This window comes from Leclercia sp. 29361 (assembly GCF_011290365.1).
Lineage (GTDB): Bacteria > Pseudomonadota > Gammaproteobacteria > Enterobacterales > Enterobacteriaceae > Enterobacter > Enterobacter tamurae.
This window is the reverse complement of the sequence record NZ_CP049786.1, coordinates 1,468,793-1,485,884: the sequence shown is the minus strand read 5'-3', so window position 1 is coordinate 1,485,884 and position 17,092 is coordinate 1,468,793. Positions and strand designations below refer to the sequence as shown.

The 17,092-nt window shown below is 56.0% G+C and carries 17 protein-coding genes; 13 read left to right on the top strand and 4 right to left on the bottom strand.

Translation table 11 applies throughout. The features are described from left to right. Window positions 1-46 precede the first annotated feature (46 nt). A complete protein-coding gene (locus G7090_RS07015; protein WP_166181923.1) occupies window positions 47-1,156 on the bottom strand; it encodes an anion transporter in 1,110 nt (369 codons plus the stop codon). Beyond that, window positions 1,153-1,626: a manganese-binding transcriptional regulator MntR gene (gene mntR, locus G7090_RS07010; RefSeq protein ID WP_106992458.1), complete on the bottom strand. Its 474-nt coding sequence runs from the start codon at window positions 1,624-1,626 to the stop codon at window positions 1,153-1,155. The genes G7090_RS07015 and mntR overlap by 4 nt, the downstream gene beginning before the upstream one ends. Before the next feature lie 184 nt (window positions 1,627-1,810). On the opposite strand from mntR, the gene mntS reads away from it, so the two are divergent. Both mntS and G7090_RS07000 read left to right on the top strand, forming a co-directional pair. Next, complete coding sequence (gene mntS, locus G7090_RS07005) at window positions 1,811-1,936, top strand: manganase accumulation protein MntS (protein WP_106992457.1); 126 nt, start codon at window positions 1,811-1,813, stop codon at window positions 1,934-1,936. Window positions 1,937-2,215: 279 nt separating this feature from the next. After that, on the top strand, window positions 2,216-3,799 hold the full coding sequence (locus G7090_RS07000) for a phosphoethanolamine transferase (RefSeq protein ID WP_166181922.1): 1,584 nt from the start codon (window positions 2,216-2,218) through the stop codon (window positions 3,797-3,799). A gap of 149 nt (window positions 3,800-3,948) precedes the next feature. On the opposite strand, the gene ompX is transcribed toward G7090_RS07000, so the two are convergent. Next, window positions 3,949-4,467 (bottom strand): outer membrane protein OmpX, encoded by a 519-nt coding sequence (gene ompX / locus G7090_RS06995; RefSeq protein WP_106992455.1) that lies wholly within the window; start codon window positions 4,465-4,467, stop codon window positions 3,949-3,951. 355 nt (window positions 4,468-4,822) lie between these two features. Between ompX and rhtA the strand changes: the two genes are divergently transcribed. The 6 genes from rhtA (at window position 4,823) to ybiO (ending at window position 11,401) form a co-directional block, all read left to right on the top strand. Further along, window positions 4,823-5,710: a threonine/homoserine exporter RhtA gene (gene rhtA / locus G7090_RS06990; protein ID WP_166181921.1), complete on the top strand. Its 888-nt coding sequence runs from the start codon at window positions 4,823-4,825 to the stop codon at window positions 5,708-5,710. Between the two features lie 281 nt (window positions 5,711-5,991). Beyond that, window positions 5,992-6,495: a DNA starvation/stationary phase protection protein Dps gene (gene dps, locus G7090_RS06985; RefSeq protein WP_106992453.1), complete on the top strand. Its 504-nt coding sequence runs from the start codon at window positions 5,992-5,994 to the stop codon at window positions 6,493-6,495. Window positions 6,496-6,856: 361 nt separating this feature from the next. Then, on the top strand, window positions 6,857-7,603 hold the full coding sequence (glnH, locus tag G7090_RS06980) for a glutamine ABC transporter substrate-binding protein GlnH (protein ID WP_106992452.1): 747 nt from the start codon (window positions 6,857-6,859) through the stop codon (window positions 7,601-7,603). Window positions 7,604-7,683: 80 nt separating this feature from the next. Further along, entirely contained in the window at window positions 7,684-8,343 is a 660-nt protein-coding gene (gene glnP, locus G7090_RS06975; protein ID WP_106992451.1) for a glutamine ABC transporter permease GlnP, read from the top strand. Further along, a complete protein-coding gene (gene glnQ / locus G7090_RS06970; protein ID WP_166181920.1) occupies window positions 8,340-9,062 on the top strand; it encodes a glutamine ABC transporter ATP-binding protein GlnQ in 723 nt (240 codons plus the stop codon). Before glnP ends, glnQ begins: the two co-directional genes overlap by 4 nt. 125 nt (window positions 9,063-9,187) lie before the next feature. Further along, on the top strand, window positions 9,188-11,401 hold the full coding sequence (ybiO, locus tag G7090_RS06965; RefSeq protein WP_106992449.1) for a mechanosensitive channel protein: 2,214 nt from the start codon (window positions 9,188-9,190) through the stop codon (window positions 11,399-11,401). 8 nt (window positions 11,402-11,409) lie between these two features. Here ybiO and rlmF read toward each other — a convergent pair whose 3' ends face one another. Continuing rightward, window positions 11,410-12,324, bottom strand: coding sequence for a 23S rRNA (adenine(1618)-N(6))-methyltransferase RlmF (rlmF, locus tag G7090_RS06960; protein WP_166181919.1), 915 nt, complete (start codon window positions 12,322-12,324; stop codon window positions 11,410-11,412). 242 nt (window positions 12,325-12,566) lie between these two features. On the opposite strand from rlmF, the gene mcbA reads away from it, so the two are divergent. The 5 genes from mcbA (at window position 12,567) to ybiJ (ending at window position 16,990) form a co-directional block, all read left to right on the top strand. Further along, window positions 12,567-12,827: a DUF1471 family periplasmic protein McbA gene (gene mcbA / locus G7090_RS06955; RefSeq protein WP_106992447.1), complete on the top strand. Its 261-nt coding sequence runs from the start codon at window positions 12,567-12,569 to the stop codon at window positions 12,825-12,827. A 273-nt stretch (window positions 12,828-13,100) separates the two neighbouring features. After that, the gene (locus tag G7090_RS06950) at window positions 13,101-15,386 is read left to right on the top strand and encodes a catecholate siderophore receptor Fiu (protein ID WP_106992446.1); all 2,286 of its coding nucleotides are present in this window, start codon (window positions 13,101-13,103) and stop codon (window positions 15,384-15,386) included. A 41-nt stretch (window positions 15,387-15,427) separates the two neighbouring features. After that, window positions 15,428-16,105: a PKHD-type hydroxylase YbiX gene (gene ybiX, locus G7090_RS06945; protein WP_106992445.1), complete on the top strand. Its 678-nt coding sequence runs from the start codon at window positions 15,428-15,430 to the stop codon at window positions 16,103-16,105. Window positions 16,106-16,177: 72 nt separating this feature from the next. Beyond that, window positions 16,178-16,444 (top strand): DksA/TraR family C4-type zinc finger protein, encoded by a 267-nt coding sequence (locus G7090_RS06940; protein WP_106992444.1) that lies wholly within the window; start codon window positions 16,178-16,180, stop codon window positions 16,442-16,444. A gap of 285 nt (window positions 16,445-16,729) precedes the next feature. Next, window positions 16,730-16,990 (top strand): DUF1471 family protein YbiJ, encoded by a 261-nt coding sequence (gene ybiJ / locus G7090_RS06935; RefSeq protein WP_106992443.1) that lies wholly within the window; start codon window positions 16,730-16,732, stop codon window positions 16,988-16,990. Window positions 16,991-17,092 lie beyond the last annotated feature (102 nt).

Below are 17,092 nucleotides of genomic sequence, written 5' to 3'. Positions count from 1 at the left end.
TAGGACGTTGCTATACATTTGCCAGGAAAACCTTACAAATAGGGCACTATTTGAGAAGGAATAATCCGAATCCGATCAGCCCGGCCCAGGCCAGCATCGGCAGGGACCACAGGTGGAAGCGCCACCAGATCCGGCGATCGTTGGCCATCCGCAGGGCGATGAGGTTAGCGAGCGATCCCGGCAGCAGGCCAAAGCCGCCAACATTCACCGCCCACGCCAGCAGCGCGGTTGGTGGGACATAGTTAAGCAGCAGGATGGTGGAAGGCACATTGCTGATCACCTGGGACAGGCCGATAGCGGTGAGCCATAGCTGGCCCTGGGTCAGATGGGTCACGTTTTGCAGCACCCCCTGCAAGGCCGGAACCTGAATCAGGAGATGGACGTCGATAAACATCGCCATAAAGACCAGCAGCAGCGTCCAGTCGACGCTTATCAACACCCGGCGAGCCAGCAGCAGAAAACCTCCCGCCACCAGAAGCACGCCCCACAGCTCCTGTTTGAGATCGAGGGCCACGACAAACATCAGGTAGAGCGCCAGACAGCTCCACGCCAGCCGCGGTTTCGACTGGGCCGCCGTGCTGCCGCTGTGATAGTGCAGCGGTTTTGCCGGGAAGGCGAACCAGCCCAGGGCTATCAGGGTCAGCACCATCACCAGCGCCAGGGGGGCCATCTGCCAGGTGAAGGCGGCAAACGACAGCCCGGATCGTCCCCACAGCAGGATGTTCTGCGGGTTGCCAATCGGGGTGAGCAGCGACCCGGCGTTGACCGCCAGCGCCTCAAAGATGATCAGTCGGTTGACCGGGATTTCGCACAGCTTGCGCAGGGTGAGAGTGAGCGGCACCACGATAAACAGCGCCACATCGTTGGTCAGGAAGGTCGACAGCAGCGCCGCGGAGAAGACCATAAACAGCGCTAACCGTCGCTCGGTGGCGAAACGGCGCACCAGCTTACGCCCCAGTACGTCAAAAAACCCGCTCTGCTCGACCCCTTTGGTCAGCATCATCAGTCCGGCGAGAGTAATAATGGTGTGCCAGTCAATGGCGGCAGGCCAGCGCTCAGGGGCGAAGGGCACCAGAAAGCTGAGCCCGACCCCGATAATCAACAACAGATGAAAGAAGCGATCCCGGGCCAGCGCCCGCAAGCCTGGCAGGGTCATTCTGCGGAGGATCCATATTTCAGCGTAAAGGCCTGGAACTGTTGCAGCGTCTCTTCGCTGACGTGATGTTCCATCCCTTCGGCGTCTCGGCGGGCGATATCAGGGCTGACGCCCAGCACCAGCAGGAAGTTTTCGACAATCTGATGGCGCTCGCGGCTGGCCTGCGCCAGCTTCTCCCCTTCCGGGGTAAGAAACACGCCGCGCCAGGGGATCATTTCGATCAGGCCAACCGTTGCCAGACGCTTGAGCATTTTTGCCACCGTCGGCTGAGAGACGCCAAGGCGCGCGGCCATATCCACCTGACGGGCCTCCCCCACTTCGCGGATCAGATCTGAGATCAGCTCGACATAATCATCGATCAGCTCGCGGCGATGTGCTTCCCGAACCTGGCGAAATCCTTCGACATGCTCTTCGACATTGACCAGTTGCGTCATTTTTTTTGTTGTTGGATTACCTGCACGGCGGTTCATTGTGCTTCCTCAAGCGGGGGACACATCAAGCGTATCAATAGATAAGCGGCCATTGTAAACCATCACTACACAACCACAAAAAATTAACGATATAGCCATAGCCATATAATATAGCCTGTGCTATATCTGTATGTAATGCAGTCACCCTTCACGGATCGAAGGGATCAACCCGCAGGAGGTCACGATGAACGAATTCAAGAGGTGTATACGCGTGTTCAGCCACTCTCCCTTTAAAGTACGCTTAATGCTGCTGAATATGATTTGCGACATCATTAACGGCAAACCCCAGCAGAACAAACCTTCGAACTAAGCGGCGTCGCGGTACGCCGCTTCATTTTTGTGTCATTTATCCCCTCTATACTGCTCGTCTCCACGCTATGCCCGGACCTTTTTTGCGGAAATGTAATCCCCTTCGCAAAACACCCCCTTTATAACTGTTGACCTTAACGGCCACTGGCTCTATCTTCTTGCAGCCCTGCACTATTTGCGGCTCGCAGATGCGGACCTCCTCTCCCCTTCTACGCATTCTCAGGCAGGTTTTGACCCTTGACGCCAGGGTGAGCACATGGCGTTTTCACGATAGTGACCTATGAATTTAACCCTGAAAGAAACGCTCATCACCCGCAGCCGGGCCTTAAGCCCGTGGACCGGATTCTACTTTTTACAGTCGCTGCTGATTAACTTTGCCTTTGGCTACCCCTTCAGCCTGCTGTATGCCGTTGCCTTTACCTGTGTGCTGCATCTGCTCTGGCTGAGCGCGCCACGGGTACAAAAAGGGCTGCTCGGGATCTGCTCCCTGGTGGCGGCGATGTATTTCCCCTTTGGCCAGGCCTACGGCGCGCCAAACTTCAATACCCTGCTGGCGATGCACTCCACCAACATGGAGGAGTCGACGGAGATCCTCACCATCTTCCCGTGGTACAGCTACGTCGTCGGCCTGTTTATCTTTGCGCTCGGCGTTATCGCCGTGCGCCGTAAGCCGCAGCCTAAAAAGGCCTGGAGCAAAATCGACGGCCTGTGTCTGGTGTTCAGCCTGGTGGCCTTTTTTGTCGCCCCGGTGCAAAACCTGGCCTGGGGCGGCGTCTTCAAGCTGAAAGATACGGGCTATCCGGTGTTTCGCTTTGTCAAAGATGTGGTGGTAAATAACCAGGAAGTGGTTGAGGAGCAGGCCCGGATGGCCGCGCTGTCGCAGATGAAGGACACCTGGAACGTGCTGGCGGTGAAACCCAAGTACCATATCTATATGGTGGTGATCGGTGAAAGCGCCCGTCGTGACGCGCTGGGCGCTTTCGGTGGACACTGGAACAACACCCCGTTCGCCAGCAAGGTCAACGGCACCCTGTTTACCGACTACGTTGCCGCCAGTGGTTCAACGCAGAAGTCGCTCGGGCTGACGCTCAACCGGGTGGTGGATAACAAGCCGCAGTATCAGGATAACTTTGTCACCCTGGCCAACCGCGCCGGCTTCCAGAGCTGGTGGTTCTCCAACCAGGGGCAGATCGGTGAATACGATACGGCTATCGCCAGCATCGCTAAACGCGCTGACGAAGTGCAGTTCCTGAAAAGCGGTGATTTTGAGGCGGATAAAAACACCCGGGATGAGGCGTTGCTGAAAATGACCGAACAGGTCTTCAGCACCCAGCGCACCCAGCCGCAGCTGATCGTCCTGCACCTGATGGGCTCCCACCCGCAGGCCTGCGATCGCACCCAGGGGAAATATACTGATTTTGTGCAGTCGAAAGAGACCTCGTGCTATCTCTACACCATGACCCAGACCGACGACCTGCTCAGCAAGCTCTATACCCAGCTGCAAAACACCGGGGAGAGTTTCTCGATGGTCTATTTTTCCGATCACGGGCTGGCGTTTAAAGAGCGCGGGAAAGAGGTGCAGTACCTGGCCCACGACGACAACTTCCAGCAGAACTTCCAGGTACCGTTTATGGTGCTGTCGAGCGATGATAAAGCCCATCGCATCGTCAAGGCGCGCCGTTCGGCGAATGATTTTTTAAGCTTCTTCTCGCAGTGGACGGGGATTAAGGCGAAAGAGATCGTCAGTAAGTACCGCTTTATGACCAACGACAAGGCGCCGCCGGTGTATGTGACCAACTTTAAGTTGCAGAAAGTGGATTACAACCATCTGGGGACGGATCTGTTTGAGACGAAAAGCCGGTAACGATTGTGCGGCCTGATGCCCTCACCCTGGCCCTCTCCCACGGGGAGAGGGAACAAACACTAAAAACGGCAGCCCTGAGGCTGCCGTTTTGCTTATACCTTGCAAAAAACCCGCCGAAGCGGGTTTTTTTTACTGGCTCACCGAAGTGATTAGAAGCGGTAACCTACGCCTGCAATCCAGGTGCCAACGTCAACGTTACGGATGCGGCTCTGCTCATAAGAGAAGTCCAGCGCAACGTTTTCGATTGGGTTGAACTGCATACCAGCGCCATAGGAGAAACCGTAGTCGCTGTTAGTTGCAGTGCGGTTGAAGCCCTGGTTTTCAGTCTGCTGGAATTTACCGTAGCCAACACCCACAACACCGTAGATGCTTGCCCAGTCGTTCAGACGCAGAGCTGGACCAGCAGTGATGCCGTAGTACTGAGCTTTGTTGTAAGCGCCGTCTTCGGAACGGTCTTTCTCAGTGTAAGTGAAGGAACCGATAGCACCCAGCGGGTTGTTGTCCTGCTCGTAGCGATATTTCAGGTTGAAACCGTTGGTTTTATTCATCACGCCCTGCATATCGCTCTGAGCGTAACCGCCAGTCACGGTAGAGGTCGCTGCTACAGCGGAACCTGCGGAAACAGCCAGAACAGCTGCCAGTGCTGAAAGACATGCAATTTTTTTCATAACCACCTCAAATGTGCTTCAAGTAAATCCGTAAGTTTTAAATATATCAAAAAATCTTGTGAAACTCTTTGTGCTTCGTGATGTCTAACGTGGCTTTTCATGTAACTAAACATTTCCAACCACAGCTATCTTGTTCAAAAAACACTGAATTTGTGTTGCGATGAGCTAAGAATGCGCGTCAGTCACAATACATTCATCCAGACAATTCCTAATCTGTTACAGAAATCACCCGGCGCTATGAGGCCATTTTACGGATTTACGGCGACTTTTTTTCAACAAAGTCTCAACCGCACGGCGTTATTTCCTTTACACTCCCCCTCTTTACTTCCTTTGACAGAAACTGACAGGAGAAAGGATGCCTGGGTTGTCTCGCAGGGCGCCGGTCTGGTTGCCCATAGTAGTCATTCTCATCGCCATGCTCTCTATTCAGAGCGGTGCCTCGCTGGCAAAATCGCTCTTCCCGATAGTGGGTGCCCCTGGCGTGACGGCGCTGCGTATTGCGCTCGGCACCCTGATCCTGGTGGTGATCTTTAAACCCTGGCGGTTACGTTTCCAGAAAGAGCAGCGCCTGCCCCTGCTGTTGTACGGGCTGTCGCTGGGGGCGATGAACTATCTCTTCTACCTGTCGATTCAGACGGTGCCGCTGGGGATCGCCGTGGCGCTGGAGTTTACCGGCCCGCTGGCGGTGGCCCTGTTCTCCTCCCGTCGTCCGGTGGATTTCGTCTGGGTAGTGCTGGCGGTACTGGGGCTGTGGTTTCTGTTGCCGCTGGGGCAGGACGTCTCGCACGTTGACCTGACCGGTGCAGCGCTGGCGCTGGGAGCGGGTGCCTGCTGGGCGGTCTATATCCTCACCGGGCAGCGTGCCGGGGAAGAGCACGGCCCGGCCACCGTGGCGCTGGGCTCGCTGATTGCCGCTATCGTCTTTGTGCCACTGGGGATGGCCCAGGCTACCGAGTCTATCTGGCAGTGGTCGATCCTGCCGGTGGGCCTGGCGGTGGCAGTGCTCTCAACCGCGCTCCCCTACTCGCTGGAGATGATTGCCCTGACGCGCCTGCCGACGCGCATCTTCGGCACCCTGATGAGCATGGAGCCCGCGCTGGCGGCGATGTCCGGGATGGTGTTCCTCGGCGAATCCCTGACCTTTACCCAGACCCTGGCGTTATGCTCGATCATTGCCGCCTCGATGGGGTCGACGCTTACCCTGCGCCGGGAGAGCAAAGTCGAAGAGGTGGATATCCGCTAGCCACCCTTATTTCGCCGGGAAGCGGCTTCCCGGCAAAATATTCCCATTCGCATTTAGTGTCATTATTTTGAAATATCGCCTTATCCCCTCGCCAGGCCAGTGAAAAATAAGATAAATTTACCCTTCAATATAAATAACACTTTATTTTCAATGAGTTAACTATCACAACCCGCCTTTCACTATTAAACCAATAGGCAGTACCCAATCGCGCCTTCTATAGCCGGTGCTATACTTGATTTCGGAAATTACTTTGGACGCCAACATCAAGAGGAAATGAGATTATGCCTACCGCTAAACTGGTAAAAACAAAAGCACCTAATCTGCTCTATACCCGTAACGATGTCTCTGACAGCGATAAGAAAGCGACGATTGAGTTGCTGAATCGCCAGGTGATCCAGTTCATTGACCTGTCGCTGATTACCAAACAGGCCCACTGGAATATGCGCGGCGCAAACTTTATTGGTGTACACGAGATGCTGGATGGCTTCCGTACTGCACTGACTACCCATCTGGATACCATGGCTGAACGTGCCGTGCAGCTGGGCGGCGTGGCGCTGGGCACCACTCAGGTGATCAACAGCAAAACAGCGCTGAAAAGCTACCCGCTGGATATCCACAGCGTGCAGGACCACCTGAAAGAGCTGGCGGATCGTTACGCTGTCGTAGCAAATGACGTGCGTAAAGCGATTGGTGAAGCAAAAGACGAAGATACCGCTGACATCCTGACCGCCGCTTCCCGCGACCTGGATCAGTTCCTGTGGTTCATCGAGTCTAACATCGAGTAATCCATAGCATTTTGCTATCACACCCTCGCCCTCGGCGGGGGTTTTGCACTTTTATAGTGCAGTCATTTCTCCTCTCCCGCCGCAAAAGTAAAGGATTTGTAATAATCACCTCACACAATCGTTAACGAAAGATTGTTTTCTCATCAAGATTTGCGCTTAATAGCATAACCGTTAGTGATGGCGTTTCTCTGCACCAAAACAGTGCTTCGTTATGGTGCAATCTGCCGTCATTGCTACACCTTTTGTGCAATGAAATGCGTGCTGGCCTTTTAAAAACAACCCCTTGTAAAGTTGGCACGATTTTTTCATAGAGCCGTTCGTTCTCGCAGGGGATCGCCCCGTGGATATAAAAGGAAATGCTATGAAGTCTGTATTAAAAGTTTCACTGGCTGCACTTACCCTGGCTTTTGCGGTTTCTTCTCAGGCCGCTGATAAAAAACTGATTGTTGCCACCGACACCGCCTTCGTACCGTTTGAATTTAAACAGGGCGATCAGTACGTTGGTTTTGACGTGGATCTGTGGGCGGCCATCGCGAAAGAACTGAAACTGGACTACACCCTGAAGCCAATGGACTTCAGCGGCATCGTTCCGGCACTGCAAACTAAAAACGTTGACCTGGCGCTGGCCGGTATCACCATCACTGACGCACGTAAAAAAGCGATCGACTTCTCTGACGGCTACTACAAAAGCGGCCTGCTGGTGATGGTGAAAGCGGACAACAACGACGTAAAAAGCGCGAAAGATCTCGACGGTAAAGTGGTCGCGGTGAAGAGCGGCACCGGCTCTGTTGATTACGCCAAAGCCAACATCAAAACCAAAGACCTGCGTCAGTTCCCGAACATCGACAACGCCTACATGGAACTCGGCACCAACCGTGCTGACGCTGTGCTGCACGACACGCCAAACATCCTGTACTTCATCAAAACCGCAGGCAACGGCAAGTTCAAAGCGGTAGGTGATTCCCTGGAAGCACAGGAATACGGCATCGCCTTCCCGAAAGGCTCCGACGACCTGCGTACTAAGGTGAACGGCGCGCTGAAAACCCTGCGCGACAACGGCACCTACAACGAAATTTACAAAAAATGGTTCGGAACTGAGCCAAAATAATAATCAGGTTCTGAGCAGTTATTATCCTGGGGGCGAACTTCGCCCCCTGTTGTTTTCACCACGGTATACAGGAACACATCATGGAGTTTGACTGGAGCGCCATCTGGCCTGCCATTCCTCTGTTGCTTGAAGGCGCCAAAATGACCCTGTGGATTTCGGTCCTCGGTCTGGTTGGCGGGTTGATTATCGGCCTCGTTGCCGGTTTTGCCCGCACCTACGGCGGCTGGATAGCCAACCACGTAGCGCTGGTTTTCATCGAAGTGATTCGCGGCACGCCGATTGTGGTGCAGGTGATGTTTATCTACTTCGCCTTGCCGATGGCCTTTACCGATCTGCGCATTGACCCGTTCAGCGCGGCGGTGGTCACCATTATGATCAACTCCGGGGCCTATATCGCTGAGATCACCCGCGGTGCGGTGCTGTCGATCCACAAGGGCTTTAGCGAGGCCGGTCTGGCGCTGGGTCTCTCCCGTCGCGAAACCATCCGCCACGTGATCCTGCCCCTGGCGCTGCGACGCATGCTGCCGCCGCTGGGCAACCAGTGGATCATCAGCATTAAAGATACCTCGCTGTTTATTGTTATCGGTGTGGCTGAACTGACCCGTCAGGGCCAGGAGATCATTGCCGGTAACTTCCGCGCCCTGGAGATCTGGAGCGCCGTTGCGGTGGTCTATCTGATTATTACCCTGGCACTGAGCTTCGTGCTGCGTCGTCTTGAAAGAAGGATGAAAATCCTGTGATTGAATTTAAAAACGTTTCCAAGCATTTTGGCCAGACCCAGGTGCTGCACAATATCGATCTGCAGATCCAGACCGGCGAAGTGGTGGTGATTATCGGGCCATCCGGCTCCGGTAAATCGACCCTACTGCGCTGCATCAACAAGCTGGAAGAGATCACCAGCGGCGATTTGATTGTTGATGGCCTGAAGGTCAACGATCCGAAAGTGGACGAGCGCCTGATCCGTCAGGAAGCCGGGATGGTGTTCCAGCAGTTCTACCTCTTCCCGCACCTGACGGCGCTGGAGAACGTGATGTTCGGCCCGCTGCGCGTGCGCGGTGCCAACAAAGCGGCGGCAGAAGCGCTGGCAAAAGAGCTGCTGGCAAAAGTGGGGCTGGCGGAGCGCGGGCATCACTACCCGTCTGAGCTCTCCGGGGGCCAACAGCAGCGTGTGGCGATTGCCCGTGCGCTGGCGGTTAAACCGAAAATGATGCTGTTTGATGAGCCGACCTCGGCCCTCGACCCGGAACTGCGCCACGAAGTGCTGAAAGTTATGCAGGATCTGGCGGAAGAAGGGATGACGATGGTGATCGTGACCCACGAAATCGGTTTTGCCGAGAAAGTGGCTTCGCGTCTGATCTTTATCGATAAAGGCCGTATTGCCGAAGATGGCAATCCGCAGGCACTGATTGAGAACCCACCGAGCCAGCGTTTGCAGGATTTCCTCCAGCACGTTTCGTAATGTCTCGCCGGGCGGCGCTAACGCTTGCCCGGCCTGTTATTCCCCCGGAATCTTCCCAAAAAACCCCCGCTTCCGTTCGCCTTCTATACTTATCACTTTGCACAATATTGTCACCGGAGGACGCTGTGCCCTGGATCCTGCTGCTTCTGATAAGCCTGTTTTGCCTGCCTGCTCAGGCGGTCAGCCTGCCGGGCATTCCCGCTGCTGCCGCCAGTGAAGCAACAACTCCGCCTGCCGAGCCGGACGTAGAGCAGAAGAAAGCCGCCTATTCCGCGCTGGCAGACGTGCTGGAAAATGACGCCTCACGTCAGGAGCTGATCACCCAGCTGCGCAGCGTGGCCGCCACGCCGCCGCAGGAGCCGGTGCCCAAAATCACGCCGCCGGAGATCGAAGAAGAGAAGACCGTGCTGGAGAACGTGACCGATATTAGCCGTCATTACGGCGATGCGCTCTCATCCCGTTTCGCCCAGCTGTACCGCAACCTGATTGGCTCTCCGCATAAAGCCTTTAACCCGCAGACCTTCGTCGTTGCCGCACGGCAGTTTTTGCTCCTCGCCGGGTTAGTCTTTGCCTTTTACTGGCTGGTGAGGCTCTGCGCCTGGCCGCTGTACCGCAAGATGGGCAGTTGGGGACGCAGAAAGAACCGGGAAACCAGCAGCTGGATCCACCTGCCGCTGACCATCGCCAGCGCCTTTATTATCGACCTGCTGCTGCTGGCGCTGACCCTGTTTGTCGGCCAGATCCTCAGCGAATATCTTAATACCGGCAACCCCACCATCGCCTTCCAGCAGACGCTGTTCCTCAACGCCTTCGCGCTGATTGAGTTCTTCAAAGCGATCCTGCGGCTGATATTTTGCCCGCGGGTGCCGGATCTGCGTCCCTTTGGGATTAGCGATCGCGCCGCCCACTACTGGTCGCTCCGGCTAAGCATTCTGAGCAGCATGATCGGCTATGGCTTGCTGGTGGCGGTGCCTATTATCTCCAATCAGGTTAACGTCCAGATCGGCGCCCTCGCCAACGTGCTGATTATGCTGTGCATCACCGTCTGGGCGCTGTACCTGATTTTTCACAACAAACGTGCCATTACCGAGGGGTTGCTCCACCTTGCCGACCGCTCTCTCGCCTTCTTCAGCCTGTTTATTCGCGCCTTTGCGCTGGTATGGCACTGGCTGGCGAGCGCTTACTTTATCGTGCTGTGCTTCTTCTCCCTGTTCGATCCGGGAAATAGCCTGAAGTTTATGATGGGTGCCACCTTCCGCAGCCTGGCCATCGTCGGTATCGCCGCCTTTGTGTCGGGGCTGCTGTCGCGCTGGCTGGCGAAAACCATCACCCTGTCGCCGCACGTGCAGCGCAACTACCCGGAGCTACAGAAGCGGCTCAACGGCTGGATCTCCATGTCGCTGAAGGTGGCCCGGTTCCTGACGGTCAGTGTCGCCATCATGCTGCTGCTCAGCGCCTGGGGACTGTTCGACTTCTGGAACTGGCTGCACAACGGCGCCGGCGAAAAGACGGTGGATATTTTGATCCGCATCGCGCTGATCCTGTTCTTCTCCGCCATCGGCTGGACGATTCTGGCAAGCCTGATTGAGAACCGTCTGGCGTCGGATATTCATGGTCGCCCGCTGCCCAGCGCTCGCGCCCGCACGCTGTTAACCCTGTTCCGTAACGCGCTGGCGGTGGTGATCAGCACCATCACCATCATGATTGTGCTGTCGGAGATCGGGGTGAATATCGCCCCGCTGCTGGCGGGTGCCGGGGCACTGGGACTGGCGATCTCCTTCGGCTCACAGACGCTGGTGAAGGATATCATTACCGGGATCTTCATTCAGTTTGAAAATGGGATGAACACCGGGGATCTGGTGACTATCGGGCCGCTGACCGGCACCGTAGAGCGGATGTCGATTCGTTCCGTGGGGGTACGCCAGGATACCGGCGCATACCATATTATTCCATGGTCTTCGATCACCACCTTCGCCAACTTTGTCCGCGGCATCGGTTCGGTAGTCGCGAATTACGATGTGGACAGGCATGAAGATGCTGAGAAAGCCCAAGCCGCATTAAAAGCGGCGGTGGATGAGCTGCTGGAGAGAGAGGATATTCGCGGTTTGATTATCGGCGAGCCGTCGTTTGCCGGGATTGTCGGGCTGACCAGCACCGCCTTTACGCTGCGCGTCTCCTTCACCACCCAGCCGCTGAAGCAATGGACGGTGCGTTTCGCCCTCGACAGCATGGTGAAAAAACATTTCGACCTGGCGGAAGTGCGGATGCCGGTGCAGATGTATCAGCTGCTGCCGTCGCCGGGCCCGGCACCCTCTTCGCCTCAGGAGCCAACGCTGTAAAAAAACCGTTAACGCTGGCGGCGTTTGTCGTTATCCATAAAGGTCCAGGCGATAAAGCGGCTCTGCTTTTGACCCTGGGCCATCTCTTTTTTCACCACCTTCACCGCGCCGACGTCCGTCAGGGCGCGATACAGCGGCGGCAGGTTTTCGCTGCGCGAGACCAGAGTAGTAAACCACTTCACCTGACGGGCAAACTGGGCGCTCTCGGCAATCATCTTCTTGATAAAGGCCACTTCGCCCCCTTCGCACCACAGCTCCTGCTGCTGGCCGCCAAAGTTCAGCGCGGCATCGGCCGCCTGGCCGAGGTTGCGGCGCTTACGCTCGCTGCCCGCCCGGGCGGTTTCCGCCGAATCGTGGAACGGCGGGTTGCACAGGGTGGCATCGTACTGTTCGTTTTTATGGATCACCCCGGCAAAAATGGCGGAAGCCTCTTTCTGGCGGCGCAAACGAATGGCGCGGGCCATACCGGGGTTGCCGTTAATGATGGCAGTGGCGTTGGCAAACGCCTGCGGGTCCACTTCGCTACCGGTGAAGCGCCAGCCATATTCATGCACGCCAATCAGGGGGTAGATCAGGTTGGAGCCGGTTCCGATGTCGAGGATTGTCGCCTGGGCAGGTACCGCGCCGTTATTCCCTTCCGCCAGCAGATCGGCAAGATGGTGAATGTAGTCAGCACGTCCTGGTACCGGCGGACAGAGGTAGCCGTCCGGAATATCCCACTGCGCCACACCGTAGAAATGCATCAGCAGTGCTTTGTTCAGCGTCTTCACCGCCTGCGGATCGGCAAAGTTCACCGTCGGCTCGCCCGTCGGGGTTTGGGTGATAAATTCGCGTAGTGCCGGACAGCTCTCGCATAAGGCATTCATATCGTAACGGCTGCGGTGGCGGTTGCGTGGGTGCAACCCCGGCTTCTCGGGTGTCATGGCGTTCTCCTGTAAACAGCGGCGTAAGATACCCCTTGCGGGCGCAACGGTAAATATTTCTCTGCGCCGCAGAAGAAACCACTATAAATCAGCCACCTGTATGTAGTTGATTTGTCATTAAATTGTCAAAAAATGTTGTTCAAAAAATAAGCAGATCATCATCAATTTTTTGCACTAAATCACACTCTGACCCGTTCTACACTTAGTGTGCATCACCCCGTTGTCAATCAGAGGAAGTGATTATGAAAAAATACCTGGTAATGCTCGCTGCCGCTTCACTGGCAGGCGCGTCGTTTGCTGCATGGTCGATTGAATCACTCAGCAGCAGCGATACCGGCCAACTCAGGCCAGCCGGAACGGTGCAGGCTTCGGGCGCACGTAACCTCGACGACCTGCAGGATAAACTGGCTGAAAAAGCGCGTGAACAAGGTGCCAAAGGCTATATTGTTAACTCTGCCAGCGGCGACAACACCATGTTTGGTACTGCCACCATCTACAAATAGTCCCCCGCTCTGCACTACATACTGCATCCTCTGGGGTGCAGTTCGTTTTTTGCCCAAAATCCACTTTGTGAAGTTTTTTAGCAGAGAATGTAAATTTACGTATTTCATTTTGTTTACGAGAGTGATAAAAAGTCACGCCAAATGATAATGTTTATCACAATTATTATCATTTGTAGGTTCATTACGGATATTCACGTGGCACAGGAAAAGGCACAGACCTGCCTGACACCGTAATGGAAACTCGATTCTAAAAATTATAAGTCGCTAAACAATATGGATAAAAATCGCAACGTTCCGAACAGCTTCAGCTCGCTGACCTTTTTTGCGGGGCTGTGTATCGGTCTCTCTCCGGTAGCGAGTGCGCTTGCTGCGGATAATAACGAGAACAAAACTGACGACACCCTGGTGGTGGAAGCGGCCCAGCCTTCGCTCTATGCGCCGCAAAAGTCTGCCGACGCCAAGTTCAGCCGCCCGGTAGCCGATACCACCCGCACCATGACCGTGATTTCCGAGCAGGTGCTGAAGGATCAGGGCACCACCAACCTGACCGACGCCCTGAAAAACGTCCCGGGCGTGGGGGCCTTCTTTGCCGGTGAAAACGGCAACTCCACCACCGGCGACGCGGTGTACATGCGCGGCGTGGACACCTCAAACAGCATCTACGTTGACGGGATCCGCGACATCAGCACCACCACGCGCGACACCTTCAATACCGAACAGGTCGAAGTGATTAAAGGCCCCTCCGGCAGCGACTACGGACGTAGCGCCCCCAGCGGCTCGATCAATATGATCAGCAAACAGCCGCGTCTGGACTCGGGCATTGATGCCTCCGCCAGCATCGGCAGCGCGTACATGCGTCGCGGGACGATCGACATTAACCAGGTGATGGGTGATACCTCAGCGTTTCGTCTGAACCTGATGGGGGAAAAGACCCACGACGAAGGGCGTGATAACGTCAAAAACGAACGCTACGGCGTGGCCCCTTCCCTCGCCTTTGGCCTGGGAACGGAGAACCGTCTGTATCTGAACTACCTGCACGTGACCCAGCACAACACCCCGGATGGCGGCATCCCGACCATCGGGCTGCCGGGCTACTCTGCACCATCGGCGGGCACCGCGGCGCTGAACCACTCCGGCAAGGTGGACACCAGCAACTTCTACGGCACCGATTCCGATTACGACGACTCCACCTCTGACACCGCTACGATGCGCTTTGAGCATGACTTCAACGACAACACCACCCTGCGTAACACCACACGCTGGTCGCGGGTGAAGCAGGATTATCTGATGACTGCGGTGATGGGTGGAGCCAGCAACATCACTCAGCCGAATCGTAACGATGTGGATACCTGGACCTGGTCGCGTAACGCCAACACCAAAGATGTCAGCAATAAGATCCTGACCAACCAGACCAACCTGACAACGAAGTTCTATACCGGCAGCGTCGGGCACGATATCAGCACCGGGGTGGAGTTCACCCGCGAAACCCAGACCAACTACGGCGTGGATGCCATCACTCCACCGCCGGTGAATATCTATCACCCGAGCAGCAGTGTCAGCCTGGGCGGCCTGAACAACAGCGGGGCCAACGCCAACGGCCGGACCGACACCTTCGGCCTGTACGCCTTCGATACGCTACAAATCACCCGTGATTTTGAGCTGAACGGCGGCATCCGTCTCGACACCTACCATACCGAGTATGACAGCGCCAGCATCTGCGGCGGCACGGGTCGCGGGGCGGTTGCCTGCCCGGCTGGCACGCCAAAAGGCTCCCCGGTCACTACCGTGGATACCGCCACCTCGGGCAACCTGGTCAACTGGAAAGCCGGTGCGCTCTATCATCTGACCGAGCACGGCAACGTCTACGTCAACTACGCTATTTCCCAGCAACCGCCGGGTGGGAATAACTTTGCCCTGGCCCAGGGCGGCACCGGCAGCAGCGCCAACCGCACCGACTTTAAACCGCAGAAGGCCAAGACCAGCGAGCTGGGCACCAAGTGGGAAGTGCTGGATAAACGTCTCCTGCTGACCGCGGCGATCTTCCGCACCGACATCGAAAACGAAGTCGAGCAGAATGATGACGGAACTTACTCGCAGTACGGTAAAAAACGTATTGAAGGTTATGAACTCTCTGCCGCGGGCAACATCACCCCGGCCTGGCAGGTGATTGGCGGTTATACCCAGCAGCGTGCCAGCGTGCGCACCGGCAATGACGTGGCCCAGGATGGCACCTCTTCCCTGCCGTATACTCCGGAACATGCTTTCACCCTGTGGAGCCAGTACCAGGCCACGGATGCGATCTCCGTGGGTGCCGGTGGGCGCTATATCGGCAGCATGCACCGTGGCTCTGACGGTGCGGTCGGTACTCCGTCCTTTACCGAAGGTTACTGGGTGGCCGATGCCAAACTGGGCTATCGCGTTAACCGCAACCTCGATATGCAGCTCAACGTCTACAACCTGTTTGATGAAGACTATGTCGCCTCCATCAACAAGAGTGGCTACCGTTACCATCCGGGCGAGCCGCGCACCTTTATGCTGACGGCGAACATGCACTTCTGATCCCGCGTGGGGCTTCGGCCCCACCTTTCGGAGAACTTTTTATGATGTATCACATTCCGGGCGTGCTGAACCCCGATGAGGTGGCGCAGTTCCGCGCTCAGCTGGATCAGGCCCCGTGGATCGACGGCCGCGCCACCGTGGGCAACCAGGGGGCGCAGGTCAAAAACAATCAGCAGGTCGATACTCAAAGCCCGCTGTACGCCACCCTGCAGGCGGCAGTGTTGCAGGCGGTGAATCAGCACGCGCTCTTTTTTGCCGCCGCCCTGCCGCGCCAGATCTCCAGCCCGCTGTTTAACCGCTATCAGCAGCAGGAGACCTACGGCTTTCACGTTGACGGGGCGGTGCGCAGTCACCCGCAGAGCGGCTGGATGCGCACCGATCTCTCTGCCACCCTCTTTTTAAGCGAGCCCGACAGCTACGAGGGCGGGGAGCTGGTGGTAAACGACACTTACGGCCAGCACAGCGTCAAGCTTCCGGCGGGGGATCTGGTGCTCTACCCCTCCAGCAGCCTGCACTGCGTGACTCCGGTAACCGCAGGGGTACGGGTGGCTTCCTTTATGTGGATCCAGTCGATGATCCGTGACGATAAAAAGCGCGCCATGCTGTTCGACCTGGATCGCAACATCCAGGCTCTGCGCACCCGTCATGGTGAAAGCGACGAAGTGCTTTCCCTGCTCAACCTCTACCATAACCTGCTGCGTGAATGGTCTGAAATCTAGCCCTGCGCCTTGATTGTGCGTTTTTTCACCCCATAGTTACTGTACAGCGCAATATCCTGTCAGGAGGGGAGTATGGCTTCCGGTTGGGCGAATGATGACGCCGTTAACGAGCAGATCAACAGTACCATTGAAGATGCGGTGGCGCGGGCGCGGGGTGAAATCCCGCAGGGCGAGAGCCTGGAAAACTGTGAGGAGTGCGGGGAGCCGATCCCCGAGGCGCGGCGCAAAGCGGTGCCCGGCGTCCGATTGTGTATCGCCTGCCAACAGGAGAAAGATTCACATAATGCGTCGCACGCAGGATATAATCGCAGGGGTTCGAAAGACAGCCAGTTGCGATGACTGGCCTGGCGGCGGCATCGCCACGCAAGCGGTTTCTTTTTTGTGCACGAATTTTCACCGCAGGTTTCGCAAAATGTGCCCTCACCGGCGCGTCTGTAAAGCGTAACGGCAAGAAACGTAAATCCATTCACTGAATTTATTAATATTCAATAACTTATTTGTCATTCAAATTTTTCGAACGATCCCGTCAATTCTCTTCGATTTTATCTCTCGCAAAAAAGCGTGATACTTATCACATCGACGGAACAACGTCCCCTTAACAGAATAACCTGCGAGATACGAACCATGAAAACCATCAAATATGCTGTTGCTGCTGTTGCTCTGACTACCCTCTCTTTCGGTGCTTTCGCTGCGGAATCTTTGACCGCTGCCCAGGCAAACAGCATGAACAAAATCGGTGTGGTGAGTGCTGAAGGCGCGACCACGCTGGACGGTCTGGAAGCTCGCCTGGCGGCGAAAGCTGAAGAGGCTGGCGCGACCGGTTACACCATTACCTCCGCTAACACCAATAACAAACTGAGCGGTACTGCGGTTATCTACAAATAACCTGCCCCTTATCTCTGCCCCGCTCGCCAGTTCGCTGGCGGGCTGCTCCAACCCTCATTGACCCTGTTGTTATTTTTTTGGCCCGTCCATCGCTGGACGGGC

Coding starts and splice junctions, on each gene's coding strand:
- mntS (WP_106992457.1), top strand. CDS start 1,811: ATGAACGAATTCAAGAGGTGTATACGCGTGTTCAGCCACTCTCCCTTT.
- glnP (WP_106992451.1), top strand. CDS start 7,684: ATGGAGTTTGACTGGAGCGCCATCTGGCCTGCCATTCCTCTGTTGCTT.
- ybiJ (WP_106992443.1), top strand. CDS start 16,730: ATGAAAACCATCAAATATGCTGTTGCTGCTGTTGCTCTGACTACCCTC.
- mntR (WP_106992458.1), bottom strand. CDS start 1,626: ATGAACCGCCGTGCAGGTAATCCAACAACAAAAAAAATGACGCAACTG.
- ybiX (WP_106992445.1), top strand. CDS start 15,428: ATGATGTATCACATTCCGGGCGTGCTGAACCCCGATGAGGTGGCGCAG.
- ompX (WP_106992455.1), bottom strand. CDS start 4,467: ATGAAAAAAATTGCATGTCTTTCAGCACTGGCAGCTGTTCTGGCTGTT.
- rhtA (WP_166181921.1), top strand. CDS start 4,823: ATGCCTGGGTTGTCTCGCAGGGCGCCGGTCTGGTTGCCCATAGTAGTC.
- dps (WP_106992453.1), top strand. CDS start 5,992: ATGCCTACCGCTAAACTGGTAAAAACAAAAGCACCTAATCTGCTCTAT.
- glnH (WP_106992452.1), top strand. CDS start 6,857: ATGAAGTCTGTATTAAAAGTTTCACTGGCTGCACTTACCCTGGCTTTT.
- G7090_RS07015 (WP_166181923.1), bottom strand. CDS start 1,156: ATGACCCTGCCAGGCTTGCGGGCGCTGGCCCGGGATCGCTTCTTTCAT.
- mcbA (WP_106992447.1), top strand. CDS start 12,567: ATGAAAAAATACCTGGTAATGCTCGCTGCCGCTTCACTGGCAGGCGCG.
- G7090_RS06950 (WP_106992446.1), top strand. CDS start 13,101: ATGGATAAAAATCGCAACGTTCCGAACAGCTTCAGCTCGCTGACCTTT.
- G7090_RS06940 (WP_106992444.1), top strand. CDS start 16,178: ATGGCTTCCGGTTGGGCGAATGATGACGCCGTTAACGAGCAGATCAAC.
- rlmF (WP_166181919.1), bottom strand. CDS start 12,324: ATGACACCCGAGAAGCCGGGGTTGCACCCACGCAACCGCCACCGCAGC.
- G7090_RS07000 (WP_166181922.1), top strand. CDS start 2,216: ATGAATTTAACCCTGAAAGAAACGCTCATCACCCGCAGCCGGGCCTTA.